The sequence below is a fragment of the Chitinophaga sedimenti genome (assembly GCF_023156195.1).
GTDB lineage: Bacteria > Bacteroidota > Bacteroidia > Chitinophagales > Chitinophagaceae > Chitinophaga > Chitinophaga sedimenti.
Genome location: NZ_JAKUKA010000001.1, coordinates 2,265,635 through 2,280,511, shown reverse-complemented (window position 1 = coordinate 2,280,511; position 14,877 = coordinate 2,265,635). Strand labels below are relative to the sequence as shown.

Here is a 14,877-nt window from a genome sequence, read left to right as displayed (position 1 = left end):
TTCACGGACTGGGCCTCTGGCTCAGTTACACCGTGTTTCATGATAAGCCCGTTTTTTTTATCGCTTCTGAAATACTGGTGCTGTTCTCTTTGTTTATTGCCTGGCGGTTGTACCGCGCGCTGTTACAGCCGCTTAAAACATTGATGCAGGGCGTGGACGCGATCCGCGACCGCGACTTTAATGTGAAGTTCGTACATACCGGTAAACATGAAATGGACCAGCTGATCGACGTGTACAACCAGATGATCGACCAGTTGCGGTCAGAGCGCGTGCAGCAGCAGGAGCAACACTTTTTCCTGGAAAAGCTCGTGAATACATCGCCTACCGGCATTATTATCCTGGATTATAACGGGGCGGTGCAGCAGATTAATCCCAAAGCCCTGCAACTGCTGGAACTTAAAGAGTTCGACGAGGGTAAAGCGGCGACGCACCCGGTGTTTCAGTACATTACACAACTACAGTCGGGCAGCGCGCGCACTATTTCGCTCAATGGCGTCAGTACCTATAAACTGCAGAAATCTCATTTCATGGATCGTGGTTTTCCACGCCACTTTGTGATGATAGAAGAGCTGACGGCTGAAATTCTGGCTGCGGAAAAGAAGGTGTATGAAAAGGTGATCCGTATGATGGCGCATGAAGTGAATAATACGGTGGGGCCGGTAAACTCTATCATAGGCTCCGCGCTGAAGGCCGATAGCCTGTATCCGCAACTGCGCGAAGCAATGGAAGTGGCCATGGGCCGCAATCAAAACCTGAATATTTTTATGCGCAACTTTGCCGACCTCGTGAAACTGCCCGTTCCCGATAAACGCCCGGTCGATATGCACCAGGTACTACGGAATGTTTCGCGGTTGATGGAAACGAAGGCAGGTGAAAAGCAGGCGGTTATACAACTGGCACTGCCGCCGCGCGAATGGATAGTGCGCGCCGATGAGCAGCAGCTGGAACAGGCGCTGATCAATATCTTTAAAAACAGTATAGAAGCGGTAAATGGCGACGGTCTCATTACGATCACTACTGATCCCGCGCAGGGTGACCTGGTTATTGCTGACAATGGTGCTGGCATTACCCCCGAGGCCGCGGAACAGCTGTTTACGCCCTTTTACAGCACCAAAAAAGACGGACAGGGTATCGGTCTTACGCTGGTGCGTGAAATTCTCTTAAACCACGGATATACGTTTACGTTAAGAACGGTCCGCCCCGGCGATACCCGCTTTGCTATCAAACTACATCATTAAAGCCACACCATTTCACCAGGGCCCACGGGTATTACGCCTTCCGCGCCTGTTTGCTGCAATACGCGTAAGGGGTCGCCCAATGGCTCGTCCGACAGGTCGAAGGTGCCGTAATGCATGGGGATCATGTGTTTGGCGTGGGTGTCGTTAAAGGCCGTTACGGCATCGGTAGGAGAGAGGTGGGCCTGCGACATGAAAAACTCCGGCTTATAGGCGCCAATGCCGATCAACGCGTAATCGATCTGCGGAAACAGTTGCCCCACCTCGGCAAAGTGGCTGCCCATCCCTGAATCTCCGCCAAAGTAGATCGTTTTACCCGCTCCCTGTATGACAAATCCGCCCCAGAGGCGTTTATTCGTATCGCCCAGGCCGCGGCGCGACCAATGACGGGTAGGCAGGTAATAGATATTGATGGCTTCCGGGGTCCGGTATTGCTGGTACCAGCCTGCCTCCTGGATGCGGTTGCTGCCCGTTAGCCCGTGCAGCAGCGTTTTCATCCGCAGTCCTGTCAGGTAAGTGGCGTCCGGGTTTTGCTGCGATAATACTTTCAGGCTGGCGGCATCGCAGTGGTCGCGGTGGTCGTGCGAGATCAGAATATAATCAACCTGCCGTAGCGAAGCAACCGGAACGGGCACGGGAGCCCGGCGCTTCATAAAGGAAACATTGAACAACACCGGATCAATCAACATGGCAAACCCTGCGAGCCGTATGTAAAACGATGCATGCCCCAGCCACATGATGCAATCCCTATCTCCCAACAGGTTTTCGTGCGTTGTTACGGGCAACCGCCGGTGTCGCTCAGCTTTTCCTGTTTTTGCGGGTTACGCATGGTTTGCCACTTCAACACCTGCCAGAACGAGTCGTTGAAAGGATGTTCGCGGTTGACGAAGCGGCCGCGGGCATCGAGTGTATTGCCTTTCCACGCAAAGGGCAGCGGCATGAACGAAAGTGTTTGATTATAAAGGAGATTGCTATGCTTCATTATCGGCAATATAAACAAAAGTAACCGGCAGCAGGCTGCTAAAAAAGGAAGTGGTGGTGAATGCAGTCGGAAATTGTGGTGAATGCGCTTAAAAGTGGGGGTGAAACCGGGGAAAGGGCTATAATCCTTCGATGATCCCTCGGTGATCCTTCGGTCATCCTTCGGTGAAAGTGGGTGAAAACCGCGTCCCGACCGAACAACGTCGAAGGATGACCGAAAGATTGTCCAGGGATGGTGCAACCTGGCCGCAGTCATACAAGTTATCTTACAGTGTATTCACCCCCTTTCCACCGGCTTTATTCTTAGTTAACCAAAAATGTACATCGTTATGAGAAAATTATTATTATCCTTGATCATCGCCCTGCTGGCCGCGTTACCCCTGCAGTACACGGAAGCCAGCCAGGCCCCGGTTGTGAAAGTGTTCGACAGTATCGGTCTTAATGTGCTGAACAGTACCACTTACAACGGTGCGCTTTACGCATACGGTCCAACATCATTCAGCGCTTCGCTGGGCCCCGGTTCCGCTACGTCGTACGGGCCACTTACCGCAGGTTATTATACGTTTAATGTGTACACCTCTGCCCCGGGTACGCATACGTTTACACTCAACGGGCAATCTGTAACGACAGACCAGGGATATGCCACGTTTAACGTGAATATCTCTTACACGTCTTTCCTCACTATTTATTAATGATGTCGGGGGCGCCGGGGTATTTTCACCGGAAGAATAGCCGTGGAAGTTATGCTCCCGCCATCAACATAAAAAGCTGCGGGCTATATAACCCGCAGCTTTTTTGCACAACGTGGCCGCACACCGGCCGCAGGTAAAGCACTTATTTTACATTAAACATGCATTGTTATGAAGAAGTTATTAGTAGCAGCAATCATCGTCCTGCTGGCCGCAGTGCCGCTGCACCGCTCAGAAGCCAGTCAGAACGCATCTTTTAAGGTGTTCAGCATTGGTCTCAACGTGGCAAATACGGTTCCTTACAGCGGCTCCCTGTATGCCTATGGCCCCACTTCCTTCAGCGCCACGCTGTCGCCGAGCGCAGGGTCTTCTTATGGTCCCCTCACGGCGGGTTACTACACGTTTAATGTGTACACTTCCGCACCGGGCTCGCGTACGTTTACACTGGCGGGACAATCGATCACCACCAGCCAGGGGTACGCTACGTTTAACGTGGAGATCACCAATACTTCTTTACTCACGATCTATTAAATAAAAAAGCTGCGGATGTTCGTCCGCAGCTTTTTTCTATGCTTAGTAGTTACGTAATGCCTCGATTTCTTTCAATGTTTTAGGCAGGTATTTACCCAGCAAACGATGGCCATCGGCCGTTATAAGGAAGTTGTCCTCGATGCGGATGCCGCCAAAGTCGCGGTATTGTTCTAATGTAGTATAGTTGATGAACTGTTCCAGTTTGTTTTCCGCCTTCCAGCGGTCAATGAGTTCGGGGATGATGTATACACCCGGCTCCACCGTCAATACAAAACCTTCCTGCAGTTCACGTCCCAGTCGCAGTGATTTCCAGCCAAAGTCGGTGCGTTTGATGAGCGTATCGGTGTAACCGAGGTATTGTTCGCCCAGGTCTTCCATATCGTGCACGTCCAGCCCCATCATGTGTCCCAGGCCGCATTGGAAAAACAGGGTGTGCGCGCCCGCTGCTACCGCTTCTTCCGGGTTGCCCTTTACCAGGCCAATGTCTTTGAGTCCCTCCAGCAGTTTTATACAGGCCTGGCGGTGTATTTCCAGGTAGGTAGTGCCGGGTTTCAACAGGCTGATGGCATGGTCCATGGAGCCCAGTACGGCGTTGTATACGTCGGCCTGGCGGCTGGTGAATTGTTTGCCACCGGGAAAGGTACGGGTAAGATCGCCTGCGTAGTGCATGTCATTTTCCGCGCCGGCATCTACCAGTACCATGTCTCCGTCGGCAATCGTGTTGCCGTGGTAGTGATTATGTAGTACTTCGCCATCGATGCTCAGGATGGTAGGGTAGGCGAGGCGGCCGTTGGCGGCCAGCGCCACTTCCTCCACTTTCGCCGCTACTTCAAACTCCTTCATACCGGGGCGCGTTTGCCGGATCGCCGCCAGGTGCATATCCACGCTGATAGAAACAGCTTTCTCTATCTCCGCTACTTCCTCCGCTGCTTTGTGCGAACGTTGCGCCACAACGGCTTTAATCAGTTTAACAGACACTTTGCTGTCTACCTCCGTTACGTTTATGCCAAACCAGCCGGCCAGTTTAATTTTATTCTCTGGACGGTAAGGTTTTAAAATATGTACAGTACGACCGGCTTTCAGTGCCTGTTGTACGTAATTGGCTACCTGTGTATAGGGTTCGGTTTTCTGCACCGCCACTTCTGCCGCCATTTCGCGAACGGTAGGCAGGGGGCCGGTCCAGATGATATCGTCGATGCTCAATTCGTTGCCGAAGATGATCTCCTCGCCGGAATCCGCGTCGATCATGCCAGCCAGGCCGTCTTTATCCAGTCCGAAGTAATAAAGGAACGTGCTGTCTTGCCGGAACGGGAACACATTATCCTTATAGTTCATGCTGCTGTATTCGTTGCCCATCAATAACACCAGGCCGCTGCCGATGTTGCTCCTCAAAATCTCCCTTCGCTGTTTATAAATTGCTTTGTCGAACAGTTTAAAATGCATTTGTCTCTTTTTAATAGTGAAACCCGGCCAAATTTAGAAAATACGTGGCAATTAACAATATTCGCTACCTTCATGAGCATGAACAGGTATATGAAGCATCTGCTGGCGGTATTGGCCGCCTTGTTTTTCGCAGGACAGTCATTCGGCCAGATAGAGGCGATGCAGCAAAAGGTGGACATCTCCACCAACTTCATCGTGTTGCTGGAAAAGGGCAAAATCAAAAAGGCGATGGATATGATCCAGGCAGATAGTGTAAAGGCCCATCCGGAGCTGAAAACCACACTGCGGAATGCTTCCAGGGAAATGAAGAAGGCCATGAAAGCCGGCGCCACCCTGTTTATTGCCATAACGCCGAACGAGGAGTTTACGCAGTTCATCTGCAATTGCAAATACCAGCAGAAGGGACAAACGCCTGAAGATATTTACCAGGTAGATGTCATGTTCATCAACGCCGAGGGCGACGATATCTCAAAGGTCCGCTTCTTTGACCTGCCCGCCCTGCTCGAGAAACCGCGCGACTTTACCCCTAACTAATTTTCATTTTCTACATCAGCGGGCTGGCTGTACAGGTAAATCTGGTTACATTTATCTGCCAGCTCGTGCAGCATGACGTCCATTTCATTGGTGAGTTTTTCGATAAACTCGATCAGTTGCTTGTTTTCGGGATTGGCCATGTTTACCCGGTCTATAAGTGCGACCACGCCCAATAATGACGCCACCGGCCGGCGCAGGCGGTGCGAGCTGATATAGGCCACCTCCATGAGATGGCGGTTTGTGTCGGCCAGTTGCTGCTCAAATTTTTTCTGTTCGGTGATATTGGTTTGTATCGATATCACTTTCTCCACTTTTCCCTCGTCATTGACCACCGGCGTAATATCCGCAAGTACCCAGTAAGGATCGCCCGACTGGCTGTAGTTTAACACCTCCGTTTTACAATGCTGCCCTACTTCAATACTTTTTGAGATGTATTGCTCCGTATTGGGGTCGGTATCCGGGCCATGCAGAAATGCTTGTGGCTTTTGTCCCAACACTTCCTCCAGCGTATACCCGGAGAGGAGCTCAAAGCTTTTATTGACCCATTCTATTTGTCCCCTGGCGTCCGGATAATTACGGGGCTGGCTGTTAACTGGCTACGAGGGAGAGTTTGCGGATTTCTTCTTCCTGTATTTTGCGTTGCTGGATATCGCGCATGGAGCCGATCATACGAATCGGTCGCCCCTGCTCATTTTTCATGATGTAGCTGCGGGCTACCACGTATCGGTATTCGTTCGGGCCGGTCTTAAAGCGGAATTCGCCCGACCAGTTATTGCGGCCTTCGCGAATGGCTGCTTCTACGGAATCAATAACATTTTGGGCGTCATCCGGGTGCAGGTGTTCTTTCCAATGCGCCGCATCGTCGATCAGGTACTTGTAACCGAAAATGAGCTGTACGTTGTCATTCCAGGTTATTGTATCGGCCGGCAGATCCCAGTCCCAGATAGCATCGCTGGTGGCCAGGGTAACGAGGTCGTAGCGTTCCGGGGCTTTTTTAAGCTGGTCCTGCTGTCGCTTGGCGGCTGTTACGTCGCGGGCGAAGCAGGCTACGCCGATTACTTCTTTGTCCTCGAAGATCGGGTTAAAAGTTGTTTCTGTAAATACCTGTCCCTGCCCGGCGATGTCACGCTCCTCCATGATCACAATTTTTCGCCCTCCGGGGCACGGTCGTACAATTGCTGCCATTTATTGTATTGCGCCTCGCCCTCTATTACCGGTTGATCGTCGCCTACTTCAATGATTTTATCGGTAATGTCGGCCAGTGCTTTCGAAAACGATTCATTAAATGCGAGGAAGCGCTTTTGTTTATTCACCGACCATATGAGGTCCTGGGTACTGTTTATAATTGTAGATAATACACCTGTCTGCTGGCGCAATGCCTGGTCGGCCCGGTGCTTGTCGGTTACGTCCCACACGCACACCACTTCCGCATCCTTACCGCGAAACTGCGTGCCATATGCCTGCACATTCACGTACATGATGGAACGGTCCTTTTTACATGCCGCCAGGTGCCGCTTTTATGATAGCCCTCTTTCGTGGTTACATGGCTGGTCATGACGCGTTGTATGTCTTCGGTGGGACGAATGTCGAAAATCGTCAGGTTCAGAAATTCTTCGCGGGAATAGCCGTAAGCGTACAGGGCGGCATCGTTCACTTCCGGGAACTGGTAGTTGCGTCGGTCGAAGATCCACATTGGTTGGGGGCTGGTCTCGAACATGCGGCTGTAGGCGGTTTCGGTGGCCCGCAGGCGGTACCAGTACTGCTTGAGTACCCAGCGGAGCACAACACCCGTAAGCAGCACAAAAGCCGCTCCCTTGTAATGCTGCGCATGCGTCAGGTAATCGACGCTGGGGTCGCTGAAAATGTACAACAGGATGGTGTCAGAAAAGTATATCCATAACAATCCAAGAATAACGTACACGATCACAATTCTCGTAGGCGAAACTAAGTCAATCATAGCGTGGTTTTAAAAACAATGTGTATCCGTGTTAAAGTCAGATGCGAGTTACTGTTTGCTGCTTTATCGATAGGAACGTTCAATTTTAGCATAAAATCCTAATCTGTACAATAGCATCTGTACCGATTTTTGTTAAACGATTCTTAATGCTTCGGCGGTGAGGGGCTGAGTCTGAATAAACAATGCAAAAAGCGTTCCAGCAATTAATAATAGAAAAAGGGGAAGCTGTGTCTGAAGCTTCCCCTTTTTTATGCAGATGTGATTGCTATTATCGACGTTCGTCGTATACCGCAAATTCGTTGATGGATGGCGTGTCTTTATATGACTCGATCACGATCCGTACTTTATCGGCCCACACGCGGTTAAAGCGGTGGATCTTTACGCGGCCGGTATCGGTGCTGTTGAGCAGTGTTTTCCAAACGCCGTTTACGCTGTATTCGAGACGGTATTTGGTGATGCGCTGGTTTTCTTCATAAATGGTGATCATATTCACGCCTTTATCACCGCTCAGCTCTACTTCAAACCAGGGCTGTTTTACGTTCGGATTGCTGTTCCAGGCCGTATGGAAACGGTCGTCGTTCGCAAAGTCCATGATCGCGTAGTCGTTGCTCCAGCTGGAGTTGGCAGGGGCGAATCGCTTTGTTGTGTGAAATGATCGGCGCGGCTGCTTCCGGGAAAGCCGGCAGGGTAGCAGGTTTCTTATACAGTTTGCCAATTTCTTTCAGTGCGTTCAGCGCGTTTTCATCGAACTGTCCGTCGCGGTTAGGCGCTACGTTCAGGATGAAGTTGCAATACGCCTGGTTGAAAGGGATCAGGTTTTTATTTACCAGTTCGTCTACGCTTTTCAGGCGCTGGCGCGGCATGCTGGTTTTCCAGAACCAGTTGCTCTGCAACGGCAGGCAGGAAAGGGCAGGCAGTTTATTGGTTTCTTTAGAGATGTGTTGACCCGCGCCCTGCTCGTACGATTTAATATCGGTGTAGTACAGTGCTTCCGCAGGGTATTTCGCCGCATTCAGGTCCATTACCAGGCAACGTGGCTGGATGGACTTGATCAGCTGGTAGATTTCCTCGAAAGGCACATCATCATAAGAGATCCTTGACCATGGGGCGTCCCAGCCGTCGATGATCATGGCGGAAATTTCTCCGTAGTTGGTCAGCAGCTCGCGCAGCTGTTCTTTTACCATTTCGATATGCGCTTTCGTGATCTGGCCCGGGCGCAGTTTGTGGTGCGTGTCCGTGGATAGAATAATAGAGCATTACCTTCAGCCCGTTTTTACGGAAGGCATCCGCGTATTCCTTTACCACATCGCGTTTCAGCGGACTGTTCATCACATTGTACGAAGTGGTTTTGGTATCCCATATCGGGAAACCGCTGTGGTGTTTGGTGGTTAAGCAGCCATAGGTCATATTGGCCGTTTTAGCCGCTTTTGCCCACTGGTCCGCATCCAGTTTCTTAGGGTTGAAGAGCGATGCCGGTGCATCGGGATCTGCCCAGTCGTCATCTACATAAGTGGCAATACCATAGTGAATGAACATACCAAACCCGAGATTCACAAAATCCTGCTGGTCTTTGCGCAGTTGTTCCGCGCTGATGCTTTGTGCTGAGGCGGTGTTGCCGGACATAGAAAATATGCCTGCAAAGATTGCCGCCCATACGCTAAAGTTGACTTTTCTTTTCATTGAAAAACGTTCGCTTTTTCAGTTGATGAATGGCCGTTTTTATAACTTCGCACAATTGTACGAATCGGCTTGAAAGGCCGAATTTAGGGCATTTGAAGGCATACTTCCATCAAAATATAAAGATATTTTTTTATGCCATTTACAATTCATTTAAGATTGTAAATTCCAATACCGTTCATCCATTTCAGGTTGAAGAAAACGCGGTTTTTTTAGGCTTTTTTAAGGTAGGTAAGTGCACCGGTCGGACAGCGGTTTACTTGTTCAATAATCCGTTCGGTCGCGGCGCCTTCTATGTTGATCCATGGCCGCGCCTTTACATCGAAAACTTCGGGCAGCTGGCTTACGCAACGGGCGGAATGCTTGCAGAATGAGGGTTTCCAGAGAACGGTAATGTCGTTGTTGCTGTATTTAATTTTTTCTTCGATATCTTCTTCATGCAATACAAAGGAGCGCACGTTAATTTGTCCTTCCAGTATTTTGGAGATCGGGCAGGCCTTCGCGATTTCCAGCAGCCGGTCTTTCTGCACGGCATCCAGCTCCGCGCCGGGGAATTGGAGGTCCCTGTCGATGATCGTTTTCATGACCTCCTCTTTCTTTTCCTGCCATAGGTTGGTATTAACGATGATATGCGGAACGTTCCAACCTTTGCGCTCCACGTACATGCGCAGTGTGATCATTGTACACGAGGCCAGGGAGGAGAGAAGCAGGGTGTAGGGATCGGGCCCCGGTCTTTACCGCCACTTTTTACCGGCTCGTCGGCAATAAAGCTGCCATTGCGCCATTCAATTGTACATTGATATTTCTCTACACCGTTTTCACCATGAACGGGTTTGTCTAATTTGTACTGCATAGTCTGTGGTTTAGCTGCTTTATCTTCTTAATTAACGTATAAGGGCGCAGCTTAGTTGCTGCCTTTTTTGTTATATTGTGCTTACCTAAAAGAATACCTATGTCGTCCCGCCGCTCCTTTCTCAGTAAGTCAGCCCTGATGGCCGCCAGCGCCTTTTCCGCCAATAGCCTGTTTAACCTGTTGCATGCACAAAGCTTTGCTGATGCGCAACGTTTGTTAAACAGTAGGGTGCCCGATGCGGAGAACGAGGCTTATTGGGCAACGGTGCAGGACAGTTACACGGCGAACAAAGGCGACGTCATCATCCTCAATAACGGCGGGGTAAGCCCGCAGCCGCTATCGGTACAAAAGGCGCTGGATGTATATAACGCCCAGGCCAGCCAGGGCCCCAGTTTTTACATGTGGCGCATTATGGACAAGGGCCGTGAACCGCTCCGGCAGCAACTGGCGGCACTGGCGGGTGCGGATCCGGAAGAAATTGCCATTAACCGCAATGCCACAGAGGCATTAAATACCGTGATATTCGGCCTGCCCTTACAGCGTGGCGACGAGGTGATCGGTACGGTACAGGATTATCCCAATATGATCAATGCCTGGAAGCAGCGCCAGTTGCGGGAAGGCATTCATTATAAACAGCTTTCCTTTGATTTTCCTTCGGAAGACGAGGATGCCATTGTAAAGGCCTTTTCGGATGCTATTACGCCGCAAACGAAACTGCTGCATATTACCCACCTGATTAACTGGGTGGGACAAATCATGCCCGTTCGCAAACTGGCCGATATGGCGCACAGCCGGGGCATTGAGGTGCTGGTTGACGGTGCGCACAGCTTCGGTTTGCTGGACTTCAAGATCCCCGATCTCCACTGCGATTACTTCGGTACAAGTCTACATAAATTTCTATCGGCCCCCGTAGGCAGTGGTTTGTTGTGGATAAAAAAGATAAGATCGCCAACATTTGGCCGCTTTTGTGTAACGACGAGCCACGCAGTGGCAATATCCGCAAATTTGAAACACTGGGTACCCGCAGCTTTGCCATTGAGCAGGCCATTGGCGAGGCGGTAAACTTTCACAACGCCATCGGTCCGAAGCGGAAAGAAGACCGCATCCGGTACCTGAAAAACTACTGGGCCGAAAAAGCCCGGGCCATTCCGGGGTGAAACTGCATACCTCCCTGAAGCCTGCTTTTAGCTGTGCTATTGCCGGGGTGTCGGTAAACGGGTTTACGCCGGCCGAGGTAGATAAACGGCTGTTTGAGGCGGCGCGCATTCATACGGTGAGCGTGAGCCGGGAGAATATGCATTGTGTGCGGGTAACGCCGCATGTATACACGCGGCTCGCCGACCTGGATAAGCTGGTTAGTGTGCTGCGGGATATGGCGGGGAAGGGGTAAGGCGGCGTTTGGTCAGGGCCTGCACGGAAGAAGGTGTTTAATTCCCGGTGACAAGCTCATCTGATGGTCTACGCATGAGGCTCCTAACACCATCTTAAGACCATCCTTCGCTGATCCTTCGCTCATCCTACGTTCAATCGGCCGTGGAAGCGGTTTTAGCCTAGGATGAGCGAAGGATCAGCGAAGGATCCAGTAAGGATCCTGTTAATACGGATTAGCTAACCTGGGTGTCAACCTGTTTTAGGACGTGACAGGCTTACCGAACCACCACTGAACCATCACCCAACCATCACTGAACCATCCGTTCTGGCCTTTAACCGGCTCCGCCATACTACGGTCCACCCCGGAAAGTTACTTCTCTACCGCCACGGCTTCAAAAAAAATATCATTTGTATACTGTTGATCCCTCTCATTATCGGTAATTTTTTTATTTTGCACACTTTTAGAAAAACCATGTCGCCTGAAAATGAAGAAGAGAAAGGGGAATATTTTAATACAGTTGCCGTTTTGCCTGCTGGCGCTGGCTTCCTGCAATACGGCGAAGAAAACCGCGTCTTCCACGAAGCCGCGGGCGGAAAAAACGGCTGATCATCAGAACAAGGTTACATTTATAGATGACATCGCTATCTCGCGGGATGCTAAAACCTCCGAGCATCGTTATAACGGCCGTAATGCGCGCTCCAGGAGTGGAACGACCGTAATACGGGCACCGAGATCGAAAGGGCTGCCAGCTGGCAGTTCAAATACGCCCAGCTGCTCGATGTGGCCGTGGAAGACGTGACCAATGCAAAACTGTTCGGTTTCATAGAAGAGTGGTGGGGTACGCCCTATCGTCTTGGCGGTAATACCCGTAGCGGGATCGACTGCTCGCACTTTGCCACCAATATGCTCCTCGAGGTATTCAAGTCGGCCATCAACTACGGCAATTCGGCCGATTTGTATGCGCAGTCACGCCGCCTGTCCAGGAGAGAACTGCAGTACGGTGATCTTGTCTTCTTCAAAATAAACCGTAAAAGTGTATCGCACGTAGGGGTATATCTTGAAAATGACCGCTTTGTACACGCTTCCGTGAGCTCAGGGGTCATGATCAGCGACCTGAACGAGGATTACTGGAAAAAGTACTTTATCGGCGGGGGAAGGATCAATTAAATTGTAACGAAATACTATATCTTTACGCACCTAATTTATAACAGATAAGCAAAAAATGAAAGTTGTAATATTCGCCGGTGGCCTTGGAACCAGGATTGCCGAGGAAACAGACGCCCGCCCCAAACCCATGGTCGAAATCGGCGGTAAGCCTATCCTGTGGCATATCATGAAGCTCTATTCCCACTACGGTTTTAATGACTTTATTATTTGCCTGGGTTATAAAGGATACGTGATCAAAGAATACTTCATGCACTACTTTTTGCATAACAGCGATGTGACCATCGACTTAACCAGCAATAAAGTAGATGTGCATTTCACCAATACCGAGTCTTTTAAGGTAACCCTCGTGGATACCGGTTTAAATACCAAAACCGCGGGCAGACTCAAAAGGGTGCAGCAGTATGTTGGCAACGAGGACTTCATGCTTACTTATGGCGACGGCGTATCGGACATTAATCTGAGCCAGCTGCTTGCCTTCCACGAATCACATAATAAAATAGCGACGGTTACTGCTATTCAGCCCGAAGCCCGCTTTGGCGGTATGGAGCTGGGCAGTGATGGCACTGTACATACGTTTAAAGAAAAACCCAAAGGCGACGGTCATTATATCAATGGCGGTTTCTTTGTGCTGCGCCCGGAAATCTTCAATTACCTCGAAGGCAACCAGGACGACATGATGTGGGAAGATACGCCGATGGAGCGTTTGTCGAACGACAAACAGCTGATGGCCTTTAAACACAATGGTTTCTGGAAATGCATGGACGCACTGCGCGATAAAATCGAGCTGGAGTCCATGTGGCAGAGCAACAAAGCAAAGTGGAAAGTATGGTAAGTTACAGGGACTTTCCTTCCTTTTATAAGGATAAAAAGTGCTGGTAACCGGGCACACCGGTTTTAAAGGCAGCTGGCTGACCGCCTGGCTCGATTCGTTGGGCGCGGTGGTAAAAGGTTATGCACTGGCGCCGGAGTATGGCGATGGCGTGTACCAGGCCATACAGCCCCGGCTGAAAACCCCGGACGTGATTGCGGATATCCGCGATCGTGCTACTTTGTTCGATACCATCGGATCTTTTCAGCCCGATTATATCTTTCATCTTGCTGCGCAGCCGCTGGTGCGCCGCTCCTACGCGATGCCCGCCGAAACGTTCGATGTGAACGTAACCGGTACGGCCAATGTGCTGGAAGCCGCGTCTAAACTGCCGGGAAAGTGTGTGATCGTGGTGATTACCACCGATAAGGTGTACGATAATAAGGAGAAAGACATCCTTTACCACGAAACAGATACCCTGGGCGGTTATGATCCGTATAGCGCCAGCAAGGCCTGTGCAGAGCTGGTCGTTAGTTCTTTCCGCAATTCTTTTTTCATCCCGGTAAGATCGCCGAACACGGTAAAGCATTAGCCAGCGCCCGCGCCGGTAATGTAATCGGGGGCGACTGGAGTGTCGACCGCATTGTTCCGGATATCATCCGTGCCCGGCGAAAGGCGAACCCATATCGGTCCGTAACCCGGTGGCGGTAAGGCCCTGGCAGCACGTACTGGAGCCGTTGGGTGCGTACCTGTTGCTGGGCGCTTTGTTAAGCAAAGCACCGGAAACGTTCAGCAGGCCATATAACATTGGCCCTGTGCCATCGGATCACTTAACGGTGCAGGAGCTGGTAGAACAGGCGATCAGCGTATGGGGCGAAGGCTCGTGGCTGGATGCTTCGCAGCCGGGGCAGCTGCATGAAGCCACTTTGCTGAAGCTGGATATTTCCCGCGCCATGGACGAACTCGAATGGGCGCCGCGCTTAACGGCTGCCGAGGCCATTGAGTGGACGGTGGAATGGTACAAGCAACCCGCCGACAGCCGCCTGGAATATACTTTACAACAGATCAAAGCATACGGCGGATGATGCAGTTTGAACCCACTCCCTTAAAAGGCGCGTACGTCGTTTCGCTGAATGCATTCGAAGATCACCGTGGTTGGTTTGCCCGCACGTATTGCAAAAACGAATTTGCAGCGATTGGTCATACGAAAGAGTGGTTGCAGCTCAATCATTCGTTCACCCGCAAAAAGGGGAGCCTGCGCGGTTTACACTTTCAATATCCTCCTTTTAAAGAGATAAAAATGGTACGCTGCATCAGCGGCGCAGTATTTGACGTGATCGTAGACCTGCGCGAAGGTTCAGCCACCTTTCTGCAGGCTTTTGGGACGGAATTATCTGCAGCCAACCGTCGCATGCTGTACATCCCGGAAGGCTTTGCCCATGGGTTTCAGACGCTGACAGACGATTGCGAATTACTGTATCATCACAGCGAATTTTATACACCGGGTCATGAAGGTGGCCTCCGGTACAACGATCCGATGCTGAACATTCAATGGCCGCTGGCAGTGGCCGATATTTCGGAGCGGGACGAGAAACATGAATATCTGACTAACAATTTCAAAGGCATCTGA

Annotated in this window: 23 protein-coding genes and 1 pseudogene; 12 read left to right on the top strand and 12 right to left on the bottom strand. The window is 50.7% G+C overall.

All coding sequences use genetic code 11. The features are described 5' to 3' along the window. Nucleotides 1-77 precede the first annotated feature (77 nt). The gene (locus MKQ70_RS13045) at nucleotides 78-1,238 is read left to right on the top strand and encodes a sensor histidine kinase (RefSeq protein ID WP_248071620.1); all 1,161 of its coding nucleotides are present in this window, start codon (nucleotides 78-80) and stop codon (nucleotides 1,236-1,238) included. Here the strand turns inward: MKQ70_RS13045 and MKQ70_RS13040 are convergent. Together MKQ70_RS13040 and MKQ70_RS13035 are read right to left on the bottom strand one after the other, a co-directional pair. Next, nucleotides 1,235-1,972 carry an MBL fold metallo-hydrolase gene (locus MKQ70_RS13040; RefSeq protein ID WP_282457271.1) on the bottom strand — a complete coding sequence of 246 codons (738 nt, stop codon included), beginning with the start codon at nucleotides 1,970-1,972 and terminating at the stop codon, nucleotides 1,235-1,237. The genes MKQ70_RS13045 and MKQ70_RS13040 overlap by 4 nt on opposite strands. Nucleotides 1,973-2,010: 38 nt before the next feature. Further along, entirely contained in the window at nucleotides 2,011-2,175 is a 165-nt protein-coding gene (locus MKQ70_RS13035; protein WP_248071617.1) for a hypothetical protein, read from the bottom strand. Nucleotides 2,176-2,545: 370 nt separating this feature from the next. On the opposite strand from MKQ70_RS13035, the gene MKQ70_RS13030 reads away from it, so the two are divergent. Both MKQ70_RS13030 and MKQ70_RS13025 read left to right on the top strand, forming a co-directional pair. Further along, nucleotides 2,546-2,908 (top strand): hypothetical protein, encoded by a 363-nt coding sequence (locus MKQ70_RS13030; protein ID WP_248071615.1) that lies wholly within the window; start codon nucleotides 2,546-2,548, stop codon nucleotides 2,906-2,908. Nucleotides 2,909-3,076: 168 nt separating this feature from the next. Continuing rightward, nucleotides 3,077-3,436, top strand: coding sequence for a hypothetical protein (locus MKQ70_RS13025; RefSeq protein ID WP_248071612.1), 360 nt, complete (start codon nucleotides 3,077-3,079; stop codon nucleotides 3,434-3,436). Between the two features lie 42 nt (nucleotides 3,437-3,478). Here the strand turns inward: MKQ70_RS13025 and MKQ70_RS13020 are convergent, their stop codons facing one another. Then, nucleotides 3,479-4,879 (bottom strand): aminopeptidase P family protein, encoded by a 1,401-nt coding sequence (locus MKQ70_RS13020; protein ID WP_248071609.1) that lies wholly within the window; start codon nucleotides 4,877-4,879, stop codon nucleotides 3,479-3,481. A 72-nt stretch (nucleotides 4,880-4,951) separates the two neighbouring features. On the opposite strand from MKQ70_RS13020, the gene MKQ70_RS13015 reads away from it, so the two are divergent. Next, complete coding sequence (locus MKQ70_RS13015) at nucleotides 4,952-5,413, top strand: hypothetical protein (protein WP_248071607.1); 462 nt, start codon at nucleotides 4,952-4,954, stop codon at nucleotides 5,411-5,413. Here MKQ70_RS13015 and MKQ70_RS13010 read toward each other — a convergent pair. The 9 genes and pseudogenes from MKQ70_RS13010 to MKQ70_RS12975 form a co-directional block, all read right to left on the bottom strand. After that, nucleotides 5,410-5,967, bottom strand: a pseudogene (locus tag MKQ70_RS13010) (PAS domain-containing protein); the annotation flags it as partial. The gene MKQ70_RS13015 and the pseudogene MKQ70_RS13010 sit on opposite strands and share 4 nt — an antisense overlap. 34 nt (nucleotides 5,968-6,001) lie before the next feature. Continuing rightward, nucleotides 6,002-6,550: a PAS domain-containing protein gene (locus tag MKQ70_RS13005; protein ID WP_248071605.1), complete on the bottom strand. Its 549-nt coding sequence runs from the start codon at nucleotides 6,548-6,550 to the stop codon at nucleotides 6,002-6,004. Nucleotides 6,551-6,552: 2 nt separating this feature from the next. Next, entirely contained in the window at nucleotides 6,553-6,891 is a 339-nt protein-coding gene (locus tag MKQ70_RS13000) for a PAS domain-containing protein (RefSeq protein ID WP_248071603.1), read from the bottom strand. Then, complete coding sequence (locus MKQ70_RS12995) at nucleotides 6,882-7,370, bottom strand: PAS domain S-box protein (protein WP_248071599.1); 489 nt, start codon at nucleotides 7,368-7,370, stop codon at nucleotides 6,882-6,884. The genes MKQ70_RS13000 and MKQ70_RS12995 overlap by 10 nt, the downstream gene beginning before the upstream one ends. A gap of 268 nt (nucleotides 7,371-7,638) precedes the next feature. Next, the gene (locus MKQ70_RS12990) at nucleotides 7,639-7,962 is read right to left on the bottom strand and encodes a discoidin domain-containing protein (protein WP_248071596.1); all 324 of its coding nucleotides are present in this window, start codon (nucleotides 7,960-7,962) and stop codon (nucleotides 7,639-7,641) included. Continuing rightward, nucleotides 7,889-8,554: an alpha-L-fucosidase gene (locus MKQ70_RS12985; RefSeq protein ID WP_372489971.1), complete on the bottom strand. Its 666-nt coding sequence runs from the start codon at nucleotides 8,552-8,554 to the stop codon at nucleotides 7,889-7,891. The genes MKQ70_RS12990 and MKQ70_RS12985 overlap by 74 nt, the downstream gene beginning before the upstream one ends. Further along, nucleotides 8,454-9,050, bottom strand: coding sequence for an alpha-L-fucosidase (locus MKQ70_RS42195; RefSeq protein ID WP_372489970.1), 597 nt, complete (start codon nucleotides 9,048-9,050; stop codon nucleotides 8,454-8,456). The genes MKQ70_RS12985 and MKQ70_RS42195 overlap by 101 nt, the downstream gene beginning before the upstream one ends. Before the next feature lie 209 nt (nucleotides 9,051-9,259). Beyond that, nucleotides 9,260-9,727 (bottom strand): (4Fe-4S)-binding protein, encoded by a 468-nt coding sequence (locus MKQ70_RS12980; RefSeq protein WP_248071593.1) that lies wholly within the window; start codon nucleotides 9,725-9,727, stop codon nucleotides 9,260-9,262. Continuing rightward, a complete protein-coding gene (locus tag MKQ70_RS12975) occupies nucleotides 9,724-9,900 on the bottom strand; it encodes a hypothetical protein (RefSeq protein WP_248071590.1) in 177 nt (58 codons plus the stop codon). Before MKQ70_RS12975 ends, MKQ70_RS12980 begins: the two co-directional genes overlap by 4 nt. Before the next feature lie 99 nt (nucleotides 9,901-9,999). On the opposite strand from MKQ70_RS12975, the gene MKQ70_RS12970 reads away from it, so the two are divergent. From MKQ70_RS12970 to rfbC, 8 genes are all read left to right on the top strand, one after another. Then, nucleotides 10,000-10,962 (top strand): aminotransferase class V-fold PLP-dependent enzyme, encoded by a 963-nt coding sequence (locus tag MKQ70_RS12970; protein ID WP_248071587.1) that lies wholly within the window; start codon nucleotides 10,000-10,002, stop codon nucleotides 10,960-10,962. A gap of 91 nt (nucleotides 10,963-11,053) precedes the next feature. Beyond that, on the top strand, nucleotides 11,054-11,290 hold the full coding sequence (locus tag MKQ70_RS12965) for a hypothetical protein (protein ID WP_248071573.1): 237 nt from the start codon (nucleotides 11,054-11,056) through the stop codon (nucleotides 11,288-11,290). Between the two features lie 399 nt (nucleotides 11,291-11,689). After that, on the top strand, nucleotides 11,690-11,878 hold the full coding sequence (locus MKQ70_RS12960; RefSeq protein ID WP_248071570.1) for a hypothetical protein: 189 nt from the start codon (nucleotides 11,690-11,692) through the stop codon (nucleotides 11,876-11,878). A 174-nt stretch (nucleotides 11,879-12,052) separates the two neighbouring features. Then, the gene (locus tag MKQ70_RS12955) at nucleotides 12,053-12,439 is read left to right on the top strand and encodes a C40 family peptidase (protein WP_248071566.1); all 387 of its coding nucleotides are present in this window, start codon (nucleotides 12,053-12,055) and stop codon (nucleotides 12,437-12,439) included. Between the two features lie 55 nt (nucleotides 12,440-12,494). Beyond that, on the top strand, nucleotides 12,495-13,271 hold the full coding sequence (rfbF, locus tag MKQ70_RS12950; RefSeq protein WP_248071563.1) for a glucose-1-phosphate cytidylyltransferase: 777 nt from the start codon (nucleotides 12,495-12,497) through the stop codon (nucleotides 13,269-13,271). Nucleotides 13,272-13,308: 37 nt separating this feature from the next. Continuing rightward, on the top strand, nucleotides 13,309-13,839 hold the full coding sequence (locus MKQ70_RS12945) for a GDP-mannose 4,6-dehydratase (protein WP_248071560.1): 531 nt from the start codon (nucleotides 13,309-13,311) through the stop codon (nucleotides 13,837-13,839). 109 nt (nucleotides 13,840-13,948) lie between these two features. Next, nucleotides 13,949-14,332: a CDP-glucose 4,6-dehydratase gene (locus tag MKQ70_RS12940; protein ID WP_248071557.1), complete on the top strand. Its 384-nt coding sequence runs from the start codon at nucleotides 13,949-13,951 to the stop codon at nucleotides 14,330-14,332. Next, nucleotides 14,329-14,877 (top strand): dTDP-4-dehydrorhamnose 3,5-epimerase, encoded by a 549-nt coding sequence (rfbC, locus tag MKQ70_RS12935; protein ID WP_248071554.1) that lies wholly within the window; start codon nucleotides 14,329-14,331, stop codon nucleotides 14,875-14,877. The genes MKQ70_RS12940 and rfbC overlap by 4 nt, the downstream gene beginning before the upstream one ends.

Excerpts from the sequence above, each read along its gene's own strand:
- MKQ70_RS13040 (WP_282457271.1), bottom strand. The coding sequence starts at position 1,972 with ATGTGGCTGGGGCATGCATCGTTTTACATACGGCTCGCAGGGTTTGCC.
- MKQ70_RS13035 (WP_248071617.1), bottom strand. The coding sequence starts at position 2,175 with ATGCCGCTGCCCTTTGCGTGGAAAGGCAATACACTCGATGCCCGCGGC.
- MKQ70_RS13030 (WP_248071615.1), top strand. The coding sequence starts at position 2,546 with ATGAGAAAATTATTATTATCCTTGATCATCGCCCTGCTGGCCGCGTTA.
- MKQ70_RS13025 (WP_248071612.1), top strand. The coding sequence starts at position 3,077 with ATGAAGAAGTTATTAGTAGCAGCAATCATCGTCCTGCTGGCCGCAGTG.
- MKQ70_RS13020 (WP_248071609.1), bottom strand. The coding sequence starts at position 4,879 with ATGCATTTTAAACTGTTCGACAAAGCAATTTATAAACAGCGAAGGGAG.
- MKQ70_RS13015 (WP_248071607.1), top strand. The coding sequence starts at position 4,952 with ATGAGCATGAACAGGTATATGAAGCATCTGCTGGCGGTATTGGCCGCC.
- MKQ70_RS13005 (WP_248071605.1), bottom strand. The coding sequence starts at position 6,550 with ATGGAGGAGCGTGACATCGCCGGGCAGGGACAGGTATTTACAGAAACA.
- MKQ70_RS13000 (WP_248071603.1), bottom strand. The coding sequence starts at position 6,891 with ATGTACGTGAATGTGCAGGCATATGGCACGCAGTTTCGCGGTAAGGAT.
- MKQ70_RS12995 (WP_248071599.1), bottom strand. The coding sequence starts at position 7,370 with ATGATTGACTTAGTTTCGCCTACGAGAATTGTGATCGTGTACGTTATT.
- MKQ70_RS12990 (WP_248071596.1), bottom strand. The coding sequence starts at position 7,962 with ATGGACTTTGCGAACGACGACCGTTTCCATACGGCCTGGAACAGCAAT.
- MKQ70_RS12985 (WP_372489971.1), bottom strand. The coding sequence starts at position 8,554 with ATGGTAAAAGAACAGCTGCGCGAGCTGCTGACCAACTACGGAGAAATT.
- MKQ70_RS42195 (WP_372489970.1), bottom strand. The coding sequence starts at position 9,050 with ATGAAAAGAAAAGTCAACTTTAGCGTATGGGCGGCAATCTTTGCAGGC.
- MKQ70_RS12980 (WP_248071593.1), bottom strand. The coding sequence starts at position 9,727 with ATGATCACACTGCGCATGTACGTGGAGCGCAAAGGTTGGAACGTTCCG.
- MKQ70_RS12975 (WP_248071590.1), bottom strand. The coding sequence starts at position 9,900 with ATGCAGTACAAATTAGACAAACCCGTTCATGGTGAAAACGGTGTAGAG.
- MKQ70_RS12970 (WP_248071587.1), top strand. The coding sequence starts at position 10,000 with ATGTCGTCCCGCCGCTCCTTTCTCAGTAAGTCAGCCCTGATGGCCGCC.
- rfbF (WP_248071563.1), top strand. The coding sequence starts at position 12,495 with ATGAAAGTTGTAATATTCGCCGGTGGCCTTGGAACCAGGATTGCCGAG.
- rfbC (WP_248071554.1), top strand. The coding sequence starts at position 14,329 with ATGATGCAGTTTGAACCCACTCCCTTAAAAGGCGCGTACGTCGTTTCG.